The organism is Metabacillus bambusae (assembly GCF_017497975.1).
Taxonomy (GTDB): domain Bacteria; phylum Bacillota; class Bacilli; order Bacillales; family Bacillaceae; genus Metabacillus; species Metabacillus bambusae.
This window is the reverse complement of the sequence record NZ_JAGDEL010000035.1, coordinates 16,625-38,522: the sequence shown is the minus strand read 5'-3', so window position 1 is coordinate 38,522 and position 21,898 is coordinate 16,625. Positions and strand designations below refer to the sequence as shown.

13 protein-coding genes and 1 pseudogene are annotated in these 21,898 nt (G+C 36.6%); all 14 read left to right on the top strand.

Annotation, left to right across the window (positions count from 1 at the left end; genetic code table 11):
* The first annotated feature begins 35 nt into the window (after positions 1-35).
* The 14 genes and pseudogenes from I7822_RS27305 to I7822_RS27240 all read left to right on the top strand — a co-directional run bounded on the left by I7822_RS27305 (position 36) and on the right by I7822_RS27240 (position 21,842).
* The gene (locus tag I7822_RS27305) at positions 36-470 is read left to right on the top strand and encodes a hypothetical protein (protein WP_207982207.1); all 435 of its coding nucleotides are present in this window, start codon (positions 36-38) and stop codon (positions 468-470) included.
* A gap of 913 nt (positions 471-1,383) precedes the next feature.
* Positions 1,384-1,446: pseudogene (gene rpsI, locus I7822_RS30785) on the top strand (30S ribosomal protein S9); the annotation flags it as partial.
* A gap of 255 nt (positions 1,447-1,701) precedes the next feature.
* Entirely contained in the window at positions 1,702-3,315 is a 1,614-nt protein-coding gene (gene nikA, locus I7822_RS27295; protein WP_207982206.1) for a nickel ABC transporter substrate-binding protein, read from the top strand.
* A 16-nt stretch (positions 3,316-3,331) separates the two neighbouring features.
* Complete coding sequence (gene nikB / locus I7822_RS27290; RefSeq protein ID WP_207982205.1) at positions 3,332-4,276, top strand: nickel ABC transporter permease subunit NikB; 945 nt, start codon at positions 3,332-3,334, stop codon at positions 4,274-4,276.
* A complete protein-coding gene (gene nikC / locus I7822_RS27285; protein ID WP_207982204.1) occupies positions 4,273-5,106 on the top strand; it encodes a nickel ABC transporter permease subunit NikC in 834 nt (277 codons plus the stop codon). Before nikB ends, nikC begins: the two co-directional genes overlap by 4 nt.
* Positions 5,107-5,121: 15 nt before the next feature.
* Complete coding sequence (gene nikD, locus I7822_RS27280; protein WP_207982203.1) at positions 5,122-5,949, top strand: nickel import ATP-binding protein NikD; 828 nt, start codon at positions 5,122-5,124, stop codon at positions 5,947-5,949.
* Between the two features lie 31 nt (positions 5,950-5,980).
* The gene (gene nikE / locus I7822_RS27275) at positions 5,981-6,802 is read left to right on the top strand and encodes a nickel import ATP-binding protein NikE (RefSeq protein ID WP_207982202.1); all 822 of its coding nucleotides are present in this window, start codon (positions 5,981-5,983) and stop codon (positions 6,800-6,802) included.
* Positions 6,803-7,029: 227 nt separating this feature from the next.
* On the top strand, positions 7,030-8,346 hold the full coding sequence (locus I7822_RS27270; protein WP_207982201.1) for an MATE family efflux transporter: 1,317 nt from the start codon (positions 7,030-7,032) through the stop codon (positions 8,344-8,346).
* Between the two features lie 199 nt (positions 8,347-8,545).
* Positions 8,546-9,592, top strand: a complete 1,047-nt coding sequence (locus I7822_RS27265) for an SDR family oxidoreductase (protein ID WP_207982200.1) — start codon at positions 8,546-8,548, stop codon at positions 9,590-9,592.
* 2,130 nt (positions 9,593-11,722) lie between these two features.
* A complete protein-coding gene (locus tag I7822_RS27260) occupies positions 11,723-16,072 on the top strand; it encodes a LamG-like jellyroll fold domain-containing protein (protein ID WP_207982199.1) in 4,350 nt (1,449 codons plus the stop codon).
* Positions 16,073-16,364: 292 nt separating this feature from the next.
* Entirely contained in the window at positions 16,365-17,822 is a 1,458-nt protein-coding gene (locus I7822_RS27255) for a glycosyl hydrolase family 28 protein (protein ID WP_207982198.1), read from the top strand.
* 157 nt (positions 17,823-17,979) lie between these two features.
* The gene (locus I7822_RS27250; protein ID WP_207982197.1) at positions 17,980-18,168 is read left to right on the top strand and encodes an aspartyl-phosphate phosphatase Spo0E family protein; all 189 of its coding nucleotides are present in this window, start codon (positions 17,980-17,982) and stop codon (positions 18,166-18,168) included.
* Positions 18,169-18,585: 417 nt separating this feature from the next.
* Positions 18,586-19,638: a glycoside hydrolase family 43 protein gene (locus tag I7822_RS27245; RefSeq protein WP_207982196.1), complete on the top strand. Its 1,053-nt coding sequence runs from the start codon at positions 18,586-18,588 to the stop codon at positions 19,636-19,638.
* Between the two features lie 530 nt (positions 19,639-20,168).
* On the top strand, positions 20,169-21,842 hold the full coding sequence (locus I7822_RS27240; RefSeq protein WP_207982195.1) for an extracellular solute-binding protein: 1,674 nt from the start codon (positions 20,169-20,171) through the stop codon (positions 21,840-21,842).
* Positions 21,843-21,898 lie beyond the last annotated feature (56 nt).

Sequence of the window (21,898 nt, the reverse complement as noted above, 5' to 3'; positions counted from 1 at the left end):
TTAATTGTTTTATACTTTAAGGAAGTGATAGTAAAATGCTTTATGCATGGAATATTGAGAAGATCATTAAAGATACATTAGATAAGCACAATTTAAATATTAACTATGAATTTAACAATAATCTCACGGTACCTATGAGTTATAACGTATCGACAAATATTATAAAATTTAATTATCTTCAAGTTAACGGTTATATCAGTAAAATTAGAATTAAAGAGACAGATGAAAACTTTGTTAAAATTCTTCTTTATCATGTGATTGGTTATTACTTAGATTTTAAGAAAAACAAACATGATTTAAGGATTCTAATGTATGGTGACGATGAAGAAATAGGAAAGCTTAAATCTAAAATAGAAACGAATGCTTGGGATTACGGGAGAACATTGATCCCTGAGCAACTGTTACATTCATATGATAAAGTACGTGAATTAGATAAAGCTCTAATAAAGAGCCGATTAACGAATATTTAATAATGATTTTCACCTTATGGATAGCGTCAGGAAATACAAATTATTTTAACTTCAATGTGAGAACTGTTGGAATATCAGTGTGTCTTACATATTTACATGTATTCAATGTAAATATTGGTTTAAAAAAAGTTGAATCATATTATGATGTCTTGTTTAACTAACTGGTACCCGTTGGTTGAAGAAAAGATTGTATTAACCCGAAGCCGAACACTGAACGTTGTTTCGAACCTAATCTGAAAAGTATAGAAGAAACGTTACTACTAATGGCTTTATCCATATTTTTTAGATTTCTTTAAATACAAAAATGTAGGTCTGCGGCATATTGAATAAAGGTATACCACGTAAAAATTATAAAATAAGGGATTTTAACATAAAATAAAAGAGAGAGTTTTATAAGAACTATATGGAATGTAAATTGAATATATAAAAGGGGATTCTTAGGTAACTGTTAACGGTGAACGTTTATAAGAAAAATATCGAATGTGAATCTATCGGATCTTATTGAACTCATTGTTTTATTAATAGTGACTTTTCAGTTACTCGGTTGATTTAGCAACCGAAGGGGGAGAGACATCTTGATCTACTCCCTAAGGGGTAGCCCTAGATGTTGTGTAACCGCCTAGGCGTTTCATATAGTTCTTATAATGACAGAAGGGATATATCAAAAATGTTTATCCCTATTGAGGTTAATAATGGATAGGGATTTTTTCTTTACGTTTAGAGGTTTTTTATGGAGCGAATACTCTAATAGTAGGTTATCTTTTATACATATTGCCCGCCAGCATATGATTTTTTGAATACCTTGAATACCCTTTGATGCACTTTAATGAAATCCATTGAAATTGAAAAAGTATTAAATCCTTATTAATAAAGGCTTTGATGTCTCGTTAAATGGGTTGAAAGTACATCGAAAAATGAACGTAAAAAATACGGTCTTAAAGGCGCACGTCGTGCACCTCAGTTCTCAAAACGTTAATATTACGTTCAAGGCTCTCAGACCTTTTGGTTTGGGGGTCTTTTTTATTATACTTACATTCCTCCAACGGTTTTTTTGGGCTACTTTCCATTTTAAAGCATAACTAAAAACTTGGTTTGCTTGAAGTTTATATCATTCGGAAAACTGAATGATATAAACTAATTTTCGAAAGTTTCTGTTATTGTATTGACAGTACCATGCAAACTGAATACAATTGAAAATGATTATCATTAGCAGCCTTGGAGGAAAGACATTATGTTTAATGGAAGAAAAATGTTATTTATAACTGTACTTATTTTATTATTATCAACACTATTATTTGGTTGTACAAATGCCAATGATGTTTCAGCGCCAAAAGGCGATCAAGACAACATGTTAGTGATGGGTTGGCCGAGAGATGTAGGAGAAATGAATCCTCATGTTTATAATCCTTCACAATTATTTGCTCAGTCGATGGTTTATGAACCGTTAGTAAGCTACCAAGATGGAGGCGAGCTAAAACCGCATCTAGCTGAGTCGTGGGATATTTCTGACGACGGCAAAGAATATACTTTTCATCTACGTCAAGATGTGAAATTTTCTGACGGAACAAGTTTTAATGCAGAAATTGTGAAAAAGAATTTTGATACTATTTTAAATAATGTTGAATTACATAGTTGGTTAGGTTTCATATCGAAAATAGATCGAACAGATGTAATCGACGAAAATACATTTAAACTGACATTAACTGAACCTTACTATCCAACTATTCAGGAGTTAGCTGTTGTTCGACCAGTTCGTTTCTTAGGTGAAGCTGGATTCCCTGAAGATGGTGATACTTCAAAAGGTGTTGTTGAACCAGTCGGTACTGGTCCATGGATTTTGGAAGAATATAAAGCTGATGACTATGCTATTTACAAACGCAATGAAAATTATTGGGGTGAGCTTCCCAACGTAGAGAAAATAAAAGTGAAAATCATTCCTGATGCGGAAACGAGGGTACTTGCTTTTGAAAAAGGTGAGCTAGACCTTATTTATGGAGAAGGTGTCATCAGTTTAGATGCTTTCAAGCAGTTGGAATCCACTGGTAATTACGAAACTAGCATTTCTGACCCAGTCGCAACGAGGCAACTTGTTATAAATACGAAGAAAGAACAGCTTTCCGATGAACGCGTACGTCAAGCGTTACATTATGGTTTTAATAAAGAAGCAATGGTTGAAGGAATCACTTCTGGTTTCGAGGAAAAAGCAGATCATATTTTACCGACAAATTTCCCTTACACTAAAAACATTGATGTTATGTCAATTGAATATGATGTAGAAAAAGCGAAATCGTTATTAGATGAAGCAGGATGGACGCTTCCTAAAGGGAAAACAGTTCGTGAAAATGATAGAAAATCACTTGAAATCGAGCTGATGTATGATTCAGCAGAATCGATTCAAAAAGTGATGGCAGAAGCTCTTCAATCTGAGTGGGCAGCCATTGGTGTTAAATTAAACATTGTTGGGGTTGAACTAACAGATCAAATTCAAAGATTTAAAGATAATGAATTTGAAATTAATTTCTTTAGTAACTATGGTGCTCCTTATGATCCACATACTTTTTTAAACATTGTAGCATCAGAAGGATTTGGATTTAATGAGGCAATTTCAGCGTATCCGAACAAAGATGAATTATTCAAACAAATAGCAGAGGTTCCTAAAACAACAGATGAGAAACATCGCCAACAGCTTTACTCGTCTATTTTAAAATCAATACAAGACCAGGGAGCAATTGTTCCAATTTCTTATATTAAGAAAACAGCAATTTATCAAAAAGATGTCACTAATTTTACTTTCCCTGCTAATCGTGATGAACATCCATTTACAGGAATTAGCATCAAGCAGTAAGTATCAGGAGGCTTTCATGGGCACTTATATTTTGAAACGAATTATGTCCATTATTCCAGTTTTTCTTTTGGCCACACTTCTTACGACAGGAATGATTCACCTTTCACCGGTGGATCCGGCTGAGGCTTATTTAACGGCTGCCCATATCCAACCGACTGATGAGATTTTGGCTCAGAAAAGACATGAATTTGGTTTAGATCAACCATTTCTCAGTCAATATGTAAACTCTATTATTAAGATATGCCAACTTGATTTTGGCATATCTTATGTTTCGAATAAACCTGTTTGGGATGAGGTTACATACCGAATGCCAGCTACCATTCAGCTAGCTTTAGGGAGTATTGTGATTGCAGTGTTAGTCAGTGTGCCTCTAGGCTTCCTTGCTGGTATAAAGAAAAATAGCCTAATTGACCATTTTAGTCGTTTCCTCTCCTTTTTCGGGGCATCTATTCCCTCTTTTTGGCTAGGTTATCTATTAATTTTTTTCTTTTCTGTTAGACTTGACCTTTTTCCAGTTGAAGGAATTGGAACATGGCAGCATCTTGTTCTGCCTTCTGTTACGCTGGCTCTCCCCTTAATTGCGATGTATACAAGATTGTTGCGTGCTAGTGTTCTTGAAAATTTGCAAGAGCCTTATGTGCTATTTGCTCGGACGAGGGGAATTAATGAAAAAACGATTATGGCAAAACATGTCTTGAGGATTGCCATTTCACCGATGGTTACTGGACTTGGAATGAATCTTGGAAAACTACTGACTGGAACGATTATCGTTGAAGCGGTGTTTTCTTGGCCAGGGTTTGGCCGTTATTTTATTGAAGCTATTTTTAATCGTGATATACCTGTCATCCAATGCTATGTGCTAATTGCAGCTAGCTTATTTATAGTTAGTAACTTAATTGTTGATCTTATTCAAATGTATATTGACCCGCGCATTTCCAGGAAAGAAGGGCATCATCGATGATAACGAGTGTACGGAAGATGTTCAAAAGTCAAAAAGTGATTCCCATATGTTCCATAATATTAGGTATTCTTTTTATCATCGCAATATTTGCTCCCTGGATAGCACCAAATGATCCTATTGCTGTCAATTTAGCATATAAACTGCATCCCCCATCCTGGGATTTCCCATTAGGAACCGATCATTTAGGAAGATGTAACCTATCACGCATATTATATGGGGCACGCATTTCATTAGGCTGTGCGATGCTCATTTTCATTTCATCATTAGCCATCGGTTTAATCGTTGGAACCTTTTCCGGGTATAAAGGCGGCTGGGTTGATCATGTTTTGATGAGATTTTGCGATGGTGTTATGGCTTTCCCAAATCTTATCCTTATTCTTGGATTGGTTGGAATGTTCGGACCTGGACTACCGCAAGTCATCTTAGCGCTGATGCTTGTGCAATGGGTCTATTATGCGAGAATGTTCCGAGGAATGGTACTTAGTCTGAAAGAACATAACTTTATTGCAGCTGCAAAAATAAGCGGCTCTTCTCAATGGAAGATAATTAAGAATCATATTGTCCCAAATGTTCTCCCTCCACTTGTCGTAATGGGAACATTAGAAATGGGCTGGGCCATCATGGATATATCCGCCATGTCGTTTCTTGGATTAGGAGTACAACCTCCTACACCTGAATGGGGAGCGATGATTCATGAAGGAAAATCGTATATTCGGACGAATCCAGAATTAATGCTTTATCCAGGTTTGATCATTATGCTCGTTATTGTAACATTCAATTTATTGGGCGAAGCGTTATCAGAACGTTACGGTGTCAAACGTCGATTTTAAAAGGGAATGAGAATATTGGGAACAGACCAGTCGAATATATTACAAGTTAGAGATTTATATGTAAAGGTAAAAACAAAAAATAGTACTACCACCCTCGTCCAAGATATAAATTTTGAACTAAAGCGTGGGAGGGTACTTGGTCTTGTTGGAGAAAGTGGATGCGGTAAAACCGTTACAAGTATGTCCATTCTTCAGCTTCTTGATCGGAAAACGACAACGATTGAAGGTAGTATCGTATTACAAGGACGTGAATTGAACGATTTAGACGATAAAGAAATGCGTAAGATCCGTGGCAAGGATATAGCCTTTATTATGCAAAATCCGATGAATGCTTTTACTCCTGTATTTACTATTGGTCATCAATTTATTGAAACCATTTGCTCACATACACCTTGTAATAAAAAACAAGCAACAGAGCTTGCCATTGAGGCGATGCATCATGTGAACTTACCAGATCCTGTTAAACTTTTAAAATACTATCCCTTTCAATTGAGTGGAGGGATGCTTCAACGGGTGATGATCGCTATTGCAGCATGCTTACATCCAGCCGTTATTATTGCCGATGAACCAACAACCGCACTTGATGTAAATAATCAAAAGATCGTGCTGCGCCACTTAGATAAAATTCGCACTGAATATAATTCAGCCATCTTATTAATTTCCCATGATCTCGGAGTTATTTCTGAAATGGCAGATGAAGTAGCCGTTATGCAAAATGGCAGAATCGTAGAAAAAGCGGATGTGTTTCAGCTATTTGATGAGCCACAGCATGAATACACAAAAAAATTATTAAATGCACGCTCAATATTACATTTAGATGAATCAATCATTCATTTGGCTTGAAATATGATGAGCCTTTAAAAGGGGTGAACAAATGAGTTTATTAAAAGTAAATGACATAACTCATAGCTACGGGTCCCGATCGTTTTTCAACTGGAAAGACCGTTCTAAAAAAGTACTTTCGGGTATTTCATTCTCCATTGAAGAAGGAACATGCTTAGGATTGCTTGGTACGAGTGGAGCAGGTAAAAGTACGTTAGGAAAAGTGATTCTTGGTTTGGAACGACCACAAAAAGGACAAATTCTGTTTCAGGGGCATGATATTTATACTGCAGATAAGCATACTCGTCAAAAAATCCGTCGAGATCTTCAAGCTGTTTTTCAGGATTCATACTCATCAGTCAATCCCCGCATGACAGCCGAACGTATTATTGCAGAGCCTTTAGAAAACTATGAAAAGCTTACAGTAGCTGAACAGAAACGAACGATTGTTGAATTATTGGAAAGGGTCGGATTGAGTGAAGAAGACTTAAAAAAATACCCGCACCAATTTAGCGGCGGGCAATTGCAGAGGATCAATATTGCAAGAGCGATCTCCCTCAAACCAAAAATGATAGTCCTAGATGAATCTGTTAGTAGTCTGGATATGGTAAATCAAACACTTATTTTAGAATTACTAAGGGAGCTAAAAGAGGACTTCGGGCTATCGTATTTCTTTATTACACATGATATTAAAGCTGCCTATTCAATAAGTGATACATTGGGTGTACTAGAAAAAGGAGAATTAGTCGAGCTTTATGATTCAAAAAATCAGTTTTTTACTTCAGAACATCCTGTAGTAAAAAAGATGAGAGGTTCCATACTTGCAGAGCACCCACGTTTTCGATCGATTAGAACAAGGGTAAGCCATACTTAATTTAAAGGCTCAGTTAAAGCTCACTGTTGATTTTGGGACTTTGTTGACTGGAACGGATACGTGTGAGACTCATTCGGGAGGCTCACGGACCTCCAGCGGAAATCAACAACTAGGTTTAACAGAGCTAATTTAAAAGTATTTATATTTATTCGAATGCCTCGATTTCATTCATAATCGGGGCTTTTGTTTTTAATTTTATCTTAAAATTTTAGAAGGAGGATAGTCGGATGAATCATCGTGCATATCTTACTTTGGCGATCCCACTAACGATTTCAACCATGACGACGCCTTTATTAGGTGCTGTCGATACAGCCGTTGTCGGGCAACTTCCTGATCCAGCATATATTGGAGGTGTTGCAGTTGGAACCCTTATTTTTAATACTTTGTATTGGGTATTCGGCTTTTTACGGGTTAGCACATCTGCTTTTGCCGCACAAGCTAACGGGGCAAGCGATCCAGCTCAAGGAGTACTTGCTTTATCCCGTCCATTTTTAATAGCTGTAATTGTAGGTATGTGTTTTATTCTCTTACAATGGCCGATTGAATATGCTGCTCTTACATTGATTGCCCCTGATTCAGATGTGAGTAAGTTTGCAGTTGAATATTTTCGAATTAGAATTTGGGGAGCGCCCTTCACATTGATGAACTACGTTATTCTTGGCTGGTTAATGGGGATGGCTAAGATTAAAGAATCTTTATTTTTACAAGTGTTAATGAATGTTTTGAATATGATTTTGGCCATACTTTTTGTCCATGTCTTTTCTTTTGCAGTAAAAGGTGTTGCTACGGCCACGTTGATGGCTGAAATTATAGCCTTCGTTTTAGGATTACTCATTGTTATGAAAGCATCATCTTTTGAATGGAAAATGCCATCTATTCAAACACTTATAGATACACAGTCTATGAAAAAGATGTTTAACGGTAACAAGGATTTGTTTATTCGTACGATATGTTTATTAGTCGTTATTAATATGTTTACAGCAAAAGGTGCTTCGTTTGGTACAGAATTTCTAGCTGCAAATGCTGTATTATTTCAAATTCATTACATAATGGCTTATTTCTTTGATGGGTTTGCCAACGCCTCTAGTATTCTCGTCGGAAAAGCGGTAGGATCAAATGACAAAAAATTATATAAAAAAACACTTAGTTTATCAAGGCAATGGTCAGTGATAACGGCTTTTATCATAGCTAGCATATATGGATTATTTCAAGAAAAGATTATTGAACTTTTTACAAGTCTACCTAGTGTGATCGAACTTTCAACAACGTATGGAGCATGGCTCATGATCTACCCGTTTGCTGCTTGTTTTGGTCTTGTCATTTATGGTGTTTTTACAGGAGCAACTGAAATTACTCCTGTGAGAAACTCTATGATTTACGCGATGATCATCTATATCATTATACAAATCACAGTAACTCCTATCTGGCATAATCATGGCCTATGGCTTGCCTTCATCGTCTATACGATTGGGCGATCCGGCTTCCTAGTCTTGTATACTCCTAGATTAAATAAAAAGTTATGGCATCTAAAGGAAGGAATTTGAAAATTATAGAATGAAAAAATAATGTAATGAAAGGATTGTCTTATATAGGACAGTCCTTTTCGTTTTGTTCAGCTATCGGGCGCCTATTTAATAAAAGGGTATAAATTTTTCATACTCCCCGTAACTTTTTACAAGGGAAAAACGTTCTTTAAAAGAAAGGTATTTTGCAGGCTATTAAAGTGAATGGGGGAAAACTATTATGAAGGTCCTGATTTTAGGAGGTACTCGTTTTTTGGGAAGAGCTTTGGTAGAAGAAGCATTGAAAAGAGGGCACGAAATCACTTTATTTAATCGCGGCACTAATATAGAGACGTTTCCTGATGTGGAGCAGCTTATCGGCAATAGAGACAGTGATGTATCACAGCTGGAAAACCGGAAATGGGATGTTGGAATGGATACATGCGGATTTGCTCCTCATCAAATCAAAAAAATTGCTGCTATACTCGGGGATAATATTAAACATTATACATATATCTCCAGCATCTCTGTTTATAAAGATTGGATTCCGCCCAATATTACCGAAGACTATTATTTACAATCCATGCTGCCTGATAATAAATTGAAAGACATTGAAGAGGGGAAAATTTCTCCATACGAGTATTACGGAGCTTTGAAAGTACTTTGTGAAGCAGAGGCGGAGAAGCATTGGCCAGGGAGTGTTTTGCATATAAGAGCTGGGCAGCTTGTCGGGCCTTTTGACTATACGGATCGGCTCCCGTATTGGGTACAGCGTGTAGCACAAGGTGAAAAGGTATTGGTTCCAGGACGACCTGATCGTCCAGTTCAATTGATTGACGTAAAAGATGTAGCAACATGGGTATTCGATATGGTAGAAAACAGAAAAATAGGGACGTTCAATGTAACAGGACCAGATGATGAATTGACGATGGAAGAGCTATTGAACACCTGTAACGCTGTCACAAACGGTGATGCCGAATTTGTATGGGCAGATGAACAATTTGTATTGGATCATAACATACAGCCATGGACGGAAATGCCTTTATGGATTCCTGAACACTTCCCATTAGAAGGAGAAACAGAGCCATGGCAAGGAGCTTCTTTCATTAGTGTAGATAAAGCTGTTAACGCGGGTCTTTCATTCCGACCTCTTGAAGACACAATTCATGATGTATATCAATGGGAGAAAACGAGACAGGATTCAGACCGAAAAACAGGGATATCAAGGGAAAGAGAGAAGGAGCTGTTAGAGACTTGGTTCCAAAAAGAGAAAAAGGAGACATTGTAAAGAGGGGATTAGCCCATACCTATCAAGCTATGGGGATAAATGAAATGATAATAAATGTTGATTGATTTGGAAGGGTTGAAATTTGCTCCTGTTGAAGCGGATATAATGTTCTTCGTGGAAAAACCATATTTTAATGAATTTTTAAGTGTTTATCGAAAAAACATCCAAACTTTTCGATTGATCCTGAGGCCTTGGAATTTTATCAAGAAAGAAGAAAGCTAAAAGATATTTGGGAGTTCATTGAACAACTTTTATATGACGAACAAGGCGAACAAGAACGGGTTGCAACAATGAACTCCTTGAAGGAAGAGTTGTAAAGCATAAGTGAAAGACTACAATCCAGTTGACTTGGAAGATATAAATCTTTTCATATCTTCTAGAAACGGGAGCATTTATGGAGTAACAAAAAAATCCCAATTTCTCAGAATTAAAAATGAGAAATTGGGATTTTTATAATGGAACTTTCTTAACCGTGTTAAACTGCATTTCCCCGACGCTATCCTATATTATAAGCAATTCCACAAAGTTGAAGAAGGGTATACAAAAGTTAATACCTTGACATAGGTTCAAAATCCTTAGATTGATATAATAATATCAGATAATTAAGAAGATTCAATAACCACCTTTGATGGGAGAATTCGTTTTGGAATGATATGTAAGCGTTACCGTGGTTCAAGTAAAAACAAAACAGTTTACCATAGAAAAAGTAATAGTTACCTAATTTCTCAAAAATCCTACTCTTTGAACTATTAATTTATAAATACTCCTATTTTAAAAACAAATTGAATTCTATTTTTGGGGTATTCAATCTCAAAGTTAAGAGATTAACTGTCAATCTTATGGGAGGTGATGGAACAGTTTTTCATTATTGTGGAAGAGGGATTAATAACTACTCATCAATTATTTTGGATGTGAACACAGTCATTAGTAACCTCAAAAAAAAGAATTAAGAAATAGAAGAGGGAAAGAGAGGGAAGGAATTTAATGAGATTTGGAAAAAGGTTTTGCTTACAAAATATGTTTAATCTTATTTTGCCTGTAGTTGTTTCCTTTTGTTTAATTGCAACGATCGTGCCTTTATCACCAAAAGTATCTAAAGCGGAGGAAACAGAACAATCACTTATGACAGATTATCAACCAACTATAAATGAGGTAATTAGTTCAAGTGGTTTCAAACATCCGGGTATCGGACTTACCAAAGACATCCTTGAAAATTTGAGAACGCAGGTGCGGGCGCAAAAAGAGCCTTGGAACACGTATTTCAATCAAATGCTGATGACATCTGCTGCTTCAAAAACAGCCTCGTCGAGCAACCAGAGTAGTGAGGATCCAACAAAACCGGCGACGGACGTCTTTAACAGCAAAACTATTCAATCTAAATTTATTGCAGATGCTCTAAAAGCCTATACACAGTCTATCATCTATTATGTAACCGGCGACGAAGCATACAGGGCCAATGCGATGCATATTATCCGGATCTGGTCTCAAATGGATCCTGAGAAATACGCTTATTATAGCGATGCACACATTCATTCAGGTATTCCTCTTTTTCGTATGGTTTCAGCCGCGGAAATTCTGAGGTATACGAGTACTCAAAATCCAGATCTTAAGTGGACGGACAAAGATACAGCTGATTTCACGAACAACATGATAAACCCCGCTATCGAAACTTTACAACACAATAATAACTATTTCATGAATCAACACCTATATCCATTGATCGGAGCTATGTCAGGCTATATTTTCACCGACAACCGCAATCGCTATAACGAAGGAGTCGAATGGTTCACTGTGAACGAATCGGCGGTTGACCAAGGACAAAATGGCTCGATAAAGCAATTATTCAGACTGGTTGATACGAATATTTTAACTGGAGAAAAATTAGAGACCCCTGTGGTTCAAATTGCGGAAATGGGAAGAGACCAGGCGCACTCCGCCGGAGACGTTACCAATGTGGAATATTTATCCCGCATTTTGCATGCACAGGGAACAAAAGTTGACCCAGAAACAGGCAAAGCGTCTACAGCTGGTGACGCTGTGAATCCGTACAATTTTCTAAATAAGAGAATATTAGATGGGGCCGACTATTTTGCCCAGTATATGTTAGGCTATGATACGCCGTGGACACCGTTGGCGGCACATACTGATGTAAACGGAGATCCGACGATTATTTATAAAAAGCTGGCGGGCGGTTACAGAGGCAGAATCGGAGGAAACGTATATGGTCTTTACTATTATTACAAATATTCGCAAGGATTAGATATGGAGAAAGAGGCACCATATTTTACCGAGATGTTCAAGAAGAGACTGCCCTTTTGGTGGGAATCGCCTGATGGCGGAGGAGATTATTGGCTTTATATACCGAAAGAAGCAGAAGCTGAAGGAGCAGAACTTCTTCCGAAAGTATCCGCTAATCCAGATTGGATCGAATTTGAACAACGATACACAAGCCTTGATGCCAATTCAAATGCTGTGCAGGAAGGCGATACATCATTTGTCCAAGTGAACGCAACGGAACAGGGCAGCAAGGTGGCAATCGTCGGTTCAGCTACAGGTTCAAAAACAATCGGTTTCCGAATTCGGACCAATGGCACAGCCAACATGAATATTAATCTCGGCCTAGAAGGTAAATTAACACTGCCGGATACAAAAGGACAATGGAAATACATGACGTATAACTTGAGTGATTTCCAGTTTTTTGGTGACCTAGTTTATCTCACGATCAAAGGAAATATGGGTACAATGGTTGACATTGACCATATTAACACGAAAGCGGGTGAGCAACTAACACCGCCAACGTTCAAATCTGGGAATACTACTTTGAAATTGTTTGGCTATGTTGGGTCCGATGCGATGATCGAATTTGATTTTTCCGCAACAGATGAAAATGCATCTGAAGTTATTTCATATCAGATGGACCATAAGCCGGAAGGTGCCATGTTCGATGAGAGCACTGGTGCATTTTCCTGGAAACCTGCTAAATCCGGAACATATTCCATTGTGGTAGGAGCATCGGACGGAACTGTTGTGACGACAAGGGAAGTACAAATTAAAGTGGCGGAAGACCGCCAGTCTACAGTAAACGCTGTTATATCTCCGTATGATGCAAATACAAAGTATATTAAGTCCACTTTGGATCAATATAATCAGGCGTATGACGATGTCATGAACCTTATTTCAAGTGCATCGGACGATGTTTTCTATCAGAAGCTAGAAGAATTGAACATTGCAGTTCAGAATCTACTGGAATTAACTCCTTTGTTAGAGGATGGAAGCATGGATTATAGCCATATGTTTGTTTCTTCGACTTTTGGCAATCAACTTCCTAATCTTTTGGATGGCGCCCCTGATTCGTTCGCAGGTTATTACCTAGCCGAGAATTTAACGTATTACATGGATTTTGGGTCCGACTATCGAGTTTCAGCTGATTCATTTCAAATGCAAGTTAGAGCGAGTTTTCCTGAACGCATCGGAGGTGTTACCCTCTTCGGTTCAAATGATAAAGAAAACTGGACGCGATTGACACAGGGTACGACAATCGTTTCGGAGGATATGCAGACTTTGGCAGTGTCAGATGATCTGAAGAATAAGCAGTTCCGCTTTTTAAAAGCACAAATGATTGATCCACCTTCAGGAGAAAAATCAATGTTCGAATTGGCGGAGTTTCGAATCTTCGGAGAGCGGCATGAGGTTGTCAACAAGCTTTCGTCGGTTTCCATTAGCTCGGATCAAAGCAAACAAAACCGGATCGTTTCTGGCGATACGGTGAAATTGTCATTCACATCGACTGAAGTAATCAAGGATGTCAATGTGACGATTCAAGGTCAACCCGCTACGGTCAAGTCGGATGACGGTATCAACTGGTTAGCGAAAGCAGTGATGGGTCCCGATGCAACTGTGGGAACTGTGAAATTTAGTATTAATTACAAAACAAAAGACGGTGTCGAAGCAGCGGAAACTTTGTTTACCACTGACAACTCTTCCTTGTACCTTGCCGATGAAAGTGATCTGATTAGGTATATCATTGAAACTACCGACATCACCGATTCGAGTGGAAGATCGAAGGAGGATGCGGCGAAGACGGCGAGTGTATTATTTGACGGAGACCCAGGATCAATAACAGATTATAGGGTCAATGGCAGTGGATACGGTGGATGGGTTACTTTTGATTTTAAAGAAGGCGGTTATGCACAGCTAACAAGGGTGGAGCTGCTTGCTAGGCAAGATGGACACTATAACCGAATTGGGAATACGGTAATTCAAGGATCCAATGATGGTGAGACGTGGTCAACGATCTCCGATGGAGCTGCTGCTACACGGGAGTGGCAAACCTTGACAATCAACAGTACAGAGAAATACCGTTATATCCGCATTTACAACTCGAGCAACTGGTATGGCAACATGTCAGAAGTAAGATTTCACGGTGAGTCATTTGTGGAGAATTTTGTACCAATAGAAAATGTTTCTATTCGATCCGATAATCCTGACGATTCTTCCATTGCATTACCAGGAGATACAGTAACATTGACATTTACAACCGAATATTCACTTAAAAATGCTCGTGTGTATTTTGGTAAAGAAGAGCTGAATGTATTTTCTAAAGACAACAGAACTTGGTCAGCTCAATATACAGTTGATAAGGGAAATTATACAGTTGGTAAACTTGGATTTGTTATTATTTCTGACAATGGTCCAACTGTTGGAAATACCACTGATGACACAGAGGTATTAGTAATTGATTCACTAGACGTTGCTTTAGAAGAAGCAGAAAATCTAGACGCAGAAAATTATACAAGATTAAGTTACTACCAATTCATTAACCAAGTCCAATTGGTGAAGGATAAACTGGATAGTCCAAAATACTCTGAGACAGAACTTGCAAAAATGCTTTATGATGCAAAATCATTTCTCGTTCAAGATTTAGGGACCATATATTCGTTCGAAGGAAATGCTGAAAGTTCTAACGGTATATCACATGGTACCGTATCTGGTACATCTGTGTACAAGGATGGGAAAATCGGTCAAGCTATTGAATTGAATGGAAGTGATAGTTATATCACTCTACCTGAGAACCATCCTCTTTCAGACTATGATGAAATGACAGTAGCTACTTGGGTAAAATGGAATGGTGGTAGTAATTGGCAACGAATTTTTGATTTTGGTAATAATACAAGCGAGTATTTATTTTTGACACCTAAATCAGGAAGTAACAAACTTCGGTTTGCACTAAAAAATGGTGGTGGGGAACAATTTGTTGAAACTTCACCATTACCAGTGAATGAATGGGTGCATGTGGCGGTCACACTTGGAAATAAAACTGCGAAACTATACGTAAATGGTGAGGAAGCTGCATCTGCTGACGGTATTACCATTAAACCAAGCGATTTCGCGCCAACGATCAACTATATTGGAAAAAGCATGTGGCCTGATCCATTGTTTAACGGGATGTTAGATGAATTTTCAATTTTTAATTATGCATTGAGTGCCGATCAGATTATGGATGTATATAACAACAATCCAATAGAAAATGTGGATACCACGCTACTTGATTTCTTATTGGATGAAGCAAACAAAGCATTAAATCAAGGAGATTATCCGGATGAAAGAAAAGAACAACTTCTGAAGGCGATTGACCAAGCAGAGTTGGTGTTTGAAGGTGATCTGACACAAGAGGCTGTTGATCATGCATCAGCAGCATTAGATGAATCTATTAAAAATTTAGAAAAACCAGTTGATTCAACACCACCAGAAGGTCAGTTTACGATTAATAATGGTGCCGAATTTACAAATAATCAAACCGTCAAATTATCACTTGAGGCTACGGATGATATGAGCGAAGGGATCTTTGTACGTTATTCCACTAATGCAGAAGAGTGGACTGATTGGGAGGAATATAACACATCAAAAGAATTAACGTTACCATCTGGTGATGGGGAGAAAACAGTCTTTGTTGAATTTAAAGATCAAGCCGGAAATAGTAGCGAGTCATATCAACAGACGATTACCTTTGACACCACTGCACCAGTGATAGAATTTATTGGTCACCAAGAAACCTATTCGGTGGATTCTACTATTAAGATTACTTGTAATATCACGGATGAATTGTCCGGTATTGCTTCAGAGGAATGCCAAAATGTTGAGGGAACAGCATATGAATTTAAATTGGGAATAAATAAGGTGACTGCTACAGCGACTGATAACGTAGGTAATACAACGAAGAAAGAAATTCAATTTACAGTCACTGTTGACTTTGATAGTTTAAGTCGTTTAACTGAATCTTTCGTCACCAAGGAAGAAGTTGCACTTTCCCTTATCGAAAAGCTTCAAGAGGCTAAAGTATCAGCAGAAAACAACAATAAACAGGCGATGAATGGTCAAATAAATGCTTTCGAAAATCAATTAAAAGCTCAAAGTGGAAAAGAAATTTCAGAAGAAAACACAAAAATATTGTTAAATTTATTAATACAATTGAAAGATTAAGTAACGACCGTTTTTTGAGCAGGGCACTCTAAGCCAGTAGGTGGAGTTTATGGCGTTAGGGTTGTAAATGATAATTTATTAATATAGAAGGAAGTTAGAAGTTTTGTGAGTGAATGAACTAGAATAGTTTCAAAAACAAGTTGATGAGTATGTAGCAGAACATAATCTATAAATAAATGAAATACTAAGAAAACTGAAAGATTATTAATGGTTTTTCAGTTTTCTCTTTTTTGCGCAGTAAACGTTCATGAAGATGTTTTATAGATATTAAGAGAGATTATGAGGTGATTTCATGAGTATATTAAAAACATTTCCTGCACCAAAAGAAGCTGTATGTAACAATGATTTTTCTGTGAGAGTCCGTGAAGTAGGAGGAGAATGGAAACAATTATCTATTTATGAAGTGAAAGTTGACATGCATAATGTTCGGAAGGCTTCGATGGTTCAATTTGATATGGAAGGAATCATCGAAGTAGAAATAACATGTAACAATACAGATGAAGTGAAAGATGTGACGATTCGTCCGTTGTCATATAAAATTTCATACGAACAATATCAAAAGGTCATCAATATGAAGTTGGATCATCCGTGTAAGCTGTCGATTGAAATTAATGGAGATCGTTTTCATAACCTTCACTTATTTGCGAATCCAATAGAAAAGGATCACCCTAACTCGACTCATGGACATGTAGTAGTAATCGAACCAGGTATTCATCTTCCAGATGATATTGTCAGTTTAGCTACAGAGCCAAATTCAGACAAAGAAATTCCTAATACGGTGTATTTTGCACCTGGTTACCATTATTTGATTGGAAGCCAGCTTCTTGTGCCATCAGGTAAAACAATTTATTTAGCCGGTGGTAGTGTTGTTGTTGGTTCATTCGTATGTGACTCCGTACAAGATGTGACAATTCGAGGCAGAGGCATCATTTATTTGGCTGATATAGAAAAGACGACTTACTTTAGGGGGATACAGATCGAATCTTCAAAAAACATTACGATTGATGGTATCATTGTGGTTGATCCACCACATTACAGTATTCTTATTGGTCAATCTTCTGACATTAAGATAAACAATTTCAAATCTTTTAGCACTCGAGGTTGGTCTGATGGGATCGATATGATGTCTAGCACTAATATTAATGTTAATTATGTGTTTATGCGAAATTCAGATGACTGTATTGCCATCTATGGTAGTCGAGGTGACTTCTTTGGTGACACGAAAAACGTACAAGTGAAAAACTCGATTCTGTGGGCCGATGTAGCACACCCTATTAATATAGGGACACACGGTGACCACGGGGGAAATGGAGATACGATAGAGAATATTCATTTTGAAAATATTGATATACTTGAACATCATGAACCACAAGAAAATTATTGGGGAGCAATGTCCATCAATGCTGGGGATAGGAATGTAATTAAAAACATCATATTCGAAAACATACGCGTGGAGGATTTTGAACTAGGCCAATTATTAGATATTAGAGTTGTATTTAATAAAAAATATAATCCTGTTCCAGGCAATAAAATTCAAAATATAACGTTTAAGAATATTGAATATAACGGTAAAAATGAAAAGTCTTCTCGAATACATGGATATGATTCTGAACGTACGGTTGAAGATGTTTCATTTAGTAATCTTAGAATTAATGGACGCGCTATCAGAAGTGTTGACAGTGAATGTTTTGAAATGAATGAGTATGCACATAATATTACTTTTGAGTCTAATATAGAATTAGCTAAATAAAGTAAATTAAAGTTCTATCAACAAAATTAGGGTACTTCTGTTATTTATGTTACCTATTTGAAATAATTTCATATCAACAGTAAAAATAATTTTAATTATTATGAGACATTTAAAATTCTGCTGAGGGATATAAATTATGAGAAGGGATAGGATAAAGATGCTTTTATTAAACTTTAAAATTGAAATGAAACGTACAGAAATGGAGATTTGTGCAAAAAAATATGGGGTTTCATCAGAGGAAACACTAAAAGTAAGTCAGGAACTCGACAAGTTATTAAATATCTTCTTCCAAAATAAATTTATTAATAAGTTTGTTATTGATAAAAATGTAGAGCTTACCATGTGATGAATAACTAGTTTATACCTGAAATTTAAGTTTGATTGGGATTTATTTAATAGAAGGAATTTTTAGTGAAAATAGAAAGCTACCAATATAGTCTAAACTAGAATTGCTGAACACGGTCTTCTTCAGGGAGTATATAACAAACCTCGAGGAATGGGAATCAATGAAAGTAACCTATGGGGAGATTATTATTACTTCGAAGCACTAGTTCGCTTAAGTCAATATTATTATTCGAAAATAAAAGTACTAAAAGATAAATTAGGCACTTCAACTTCCTCCTATGACTGTTGTTACTTTAACTATAGAGTGAATGAAAGATATCAATGTAGGAATTGTATAGATAGCGCTATCATAACTAAATTAGATTAAGTAGCTTATTAATAATGAGAGAAATATTATGGTAGAAGGGGATATGAAGGTATGGAGAATGTACCTTGTTTTAAACCAGGAAAAATATGGCCAGATAATAAGGGGAAACATATTAGCGCACATGGTGGAGGGATACTTTTCCATAAAGGGATCTACTATTGGTATGGAGAAGATAACTCTGAAGGGTACTTAAATAATGTAGGGGTGAGCTGTTATTCTTCGACAGATTTATATAACTGGAAGCATGAAGGCACTGTTTTAAAACAAGAGGACATGCCTGAAGAATTACAGGGAGAAAATAACGGTCGAATTGAAAGACCGAAAGTTATTTATAATGCAAAAACAAATAAATTTGTCATGTGGATGCATGCTGAGCGCTCTGGTTATGCTTTTTCAAGTGCAGGAGTTGCAATAAGTGATAGCCCTGTAGGACCTTTTGAGTTTTTATTTTATGATCGTCCAGTATTATTTGAACCAGAGGAAGGCTTTGATGAACATACGAATGAAAAAGAGCTAGGAAATTCTTTTCGTGATATGCACTTGTTTGTTGATAATATGGATTCCTATGGTGATGGTGTAAATGATGCATATGTCTTCTATAGCTCAGAGGGGAACTTGACAATGTATATTGTCAGATTAAATGCTGATTATACATGGATTGATTTAACAGACAATTCGGCACGTATAAGACCGCAATGTACGAAAGAGCAACTAGGAGATGTCTGGTCTCGCCAATTTATTCGGAAAATGCGTGAAGCACCTACACCATTTAAATATCAAGATAAATATTATTTAATTACCTCTGCATGTACTGGATGGAAACCTAATCCAGCAGAGTATGCGATTGCAGACAGTGTTCTTGGTGAGTATGTTACATTAGGTGATCCATGTGAGGGTGATCAAGAAGGAACCACATTTTATTCACAAAGTACATATGTGATACCGATTGATGAGGAAAATGGAAAGTTTATTTATATTGGTGATCGTTGGACACCAGATGAATTAGGGAAATCACCTTATGTTTGGTTGCCACTAACAATAGATGATAATGGAAAAGTAACAATAAAATGGTATGATGAGTGGTCATTAACCGATTTAAAATAAATTCAATTCAAAATGGTTAAGAATAATTGAATAAAGAGGAAGTGTGGAACGTTTCCTACAAAAATTTGAGACTAGTTAAAAAGCTAGTTTCTTTTTGTTCAGTCATTTACTCTTGTTAAAATAGCTTCAATCTAGTTTCTTTGATTGTTTTATTCCATCACTTGTTCTTGATGTTTTACATTGATTAAATATTCCACCGAAATTTGTAAGATTTTTAAAACTAACCTTAAGAGTAGCTAACATCTGATAAATAAACCTATTTTCCGCAAGGGTGCAATAGTTTATTATAACTAGGTACCCTACTTTTATTTTTTATGATATATAATAAGGAGTTTAAATAAACAAGGAATTGCAAAATGCTATCTTATATTTTGATTCCTATTGTTAATAAAAGGAATCTATTAAACAATTGAATTGACAACGCTTTCACTAGTTTATAAAAGGGATATATTTATTAAGATTAGGGCATGTAAGGATTAAATAGAGGCTGATAGAATAATAACTGTAAAGAAAATAAAAGGAGGGTAATTATGTTAAGACAGAAATGGATACTCATGTTAACATTGATTGTAATCGCTTTCTCTTTAGCGACAGGCTGTAGTTATGGGGGTAATGAGGAGGCATCGAAAACGACAGAAAAATCCTCATCCACAAAAACGGAAAGTGGAAAATTTGATCCTGTTGTAGAAATAAACACAGCTAGACCGACAGCAGGTATACTATTTAAAGATGGTGAAGACATCAATAATAATGTTCATACAAAATGGGCAGAAGAAGAACTAGGTATTAAAATTAATAATATGTGGGATTCAGCAGATAATGGAGCTTATCATACAAAGATTCGATTGGCTTTAACATCACAAGAAACTCTTCCAGATGCATTTGTTGTTCAAAATCGTGGGTTAGTTGCTGACCTTATGGAATCAGGGAAAGTAATGGATATCCAGGACGCTTTTGACAAATATGCTTCTGAACGTGTTAAGAAAATATATGAAGAAAATGATGCAGGATTAGATCAGGTAAGAGTAAATGGTAGATTAATGGGACTTCCTATTTTTACAACGGGTGATGCTACAGACCCTTTGTTATGGGTACGTCAGGACTGGCTTGACAACTTAAATCTGGAGGCACCAACGACGATTGAAGAATTTGAAAAAGTAATGGATGCATTTACACATAATGATCCAGATGGAAATGGTAAGGACGATACATTTGGTTTTACTTTCTCTGGTAGTGGTGGCTATCTCAACTGGATGTCTGATGCTAGTTTTGTCTTTGGAGCTTATACTGGGAAATATCTCCCGAAAACATACCAAGTATCTGATAACGGTAAACTTGTGTATGGTTCAACACAACCTGGTACTAAAGAAGCACTTGGAAGATTAAGAGATTGGTATAGCAAAGGATATTTAGATAAGGAATTAGCTGTATTGGATCCAGTGAAGGCAACAGAGAGTTTTATTCAAGGAAAAGCAGGAATGATTGCAGCGCCATCATTTGCATATGATTGGCCGTTAAAAGACATATTAGGTAATAATCCAGATGCGAAGGTTGCGCCATATAAGTTACCAACAGGTCCTGATGGTAAGACTGCACGTTTTGGATCAACACTTAATGAAAACAAGGTTATGCTTTTTAATAAAGACTTCAAAAATATGGAAGCGTTCTTTGTGTATTTAGATAAAATGTATGATAGAGAGTTTGAAACAGGCGATTTTAAATATGGGTATGCTGAAGGATATGATTATGCATTAGTAGATGGAAAACCTGTATATGACCCGGCAAAATTCCCTGAACCTCAAAAGCAAATTTATGATTCAGGTGCATACAGCCTACTATGGGCTACTCCGATGGTTCCATTTAAATTGTCAGAAGAACAAAACTATATTTATGAAGGTAATGAACCAAAAACAAATCTACAAGATCGAATTTCCCAAGCAAATGAAAATACAATTAAAGCTGGAGCATTGAATTATCAAATGAGAGAATTTAGTGCGCCTGATGTATTTTTAGGAGGTCCGACAGAAACAATGCAAAGTAAAGGTGAAAATTTGACAACGATGGAAGTGGAGATCTTCAATAAAATCGTTTATGGAAAAGTGCCATTAGATAGTTATGATCAATTTGTTAAGGATTGGTACGAAAAAGGCGGTACGCAAATAGAGAAAGAAGTAAATGAATGGTATGAAAGTGTGAACCAATAATAAAAGTAGGGTGCCCCATAAGTGTCTGACACTACATGACATACACAATATCTCTT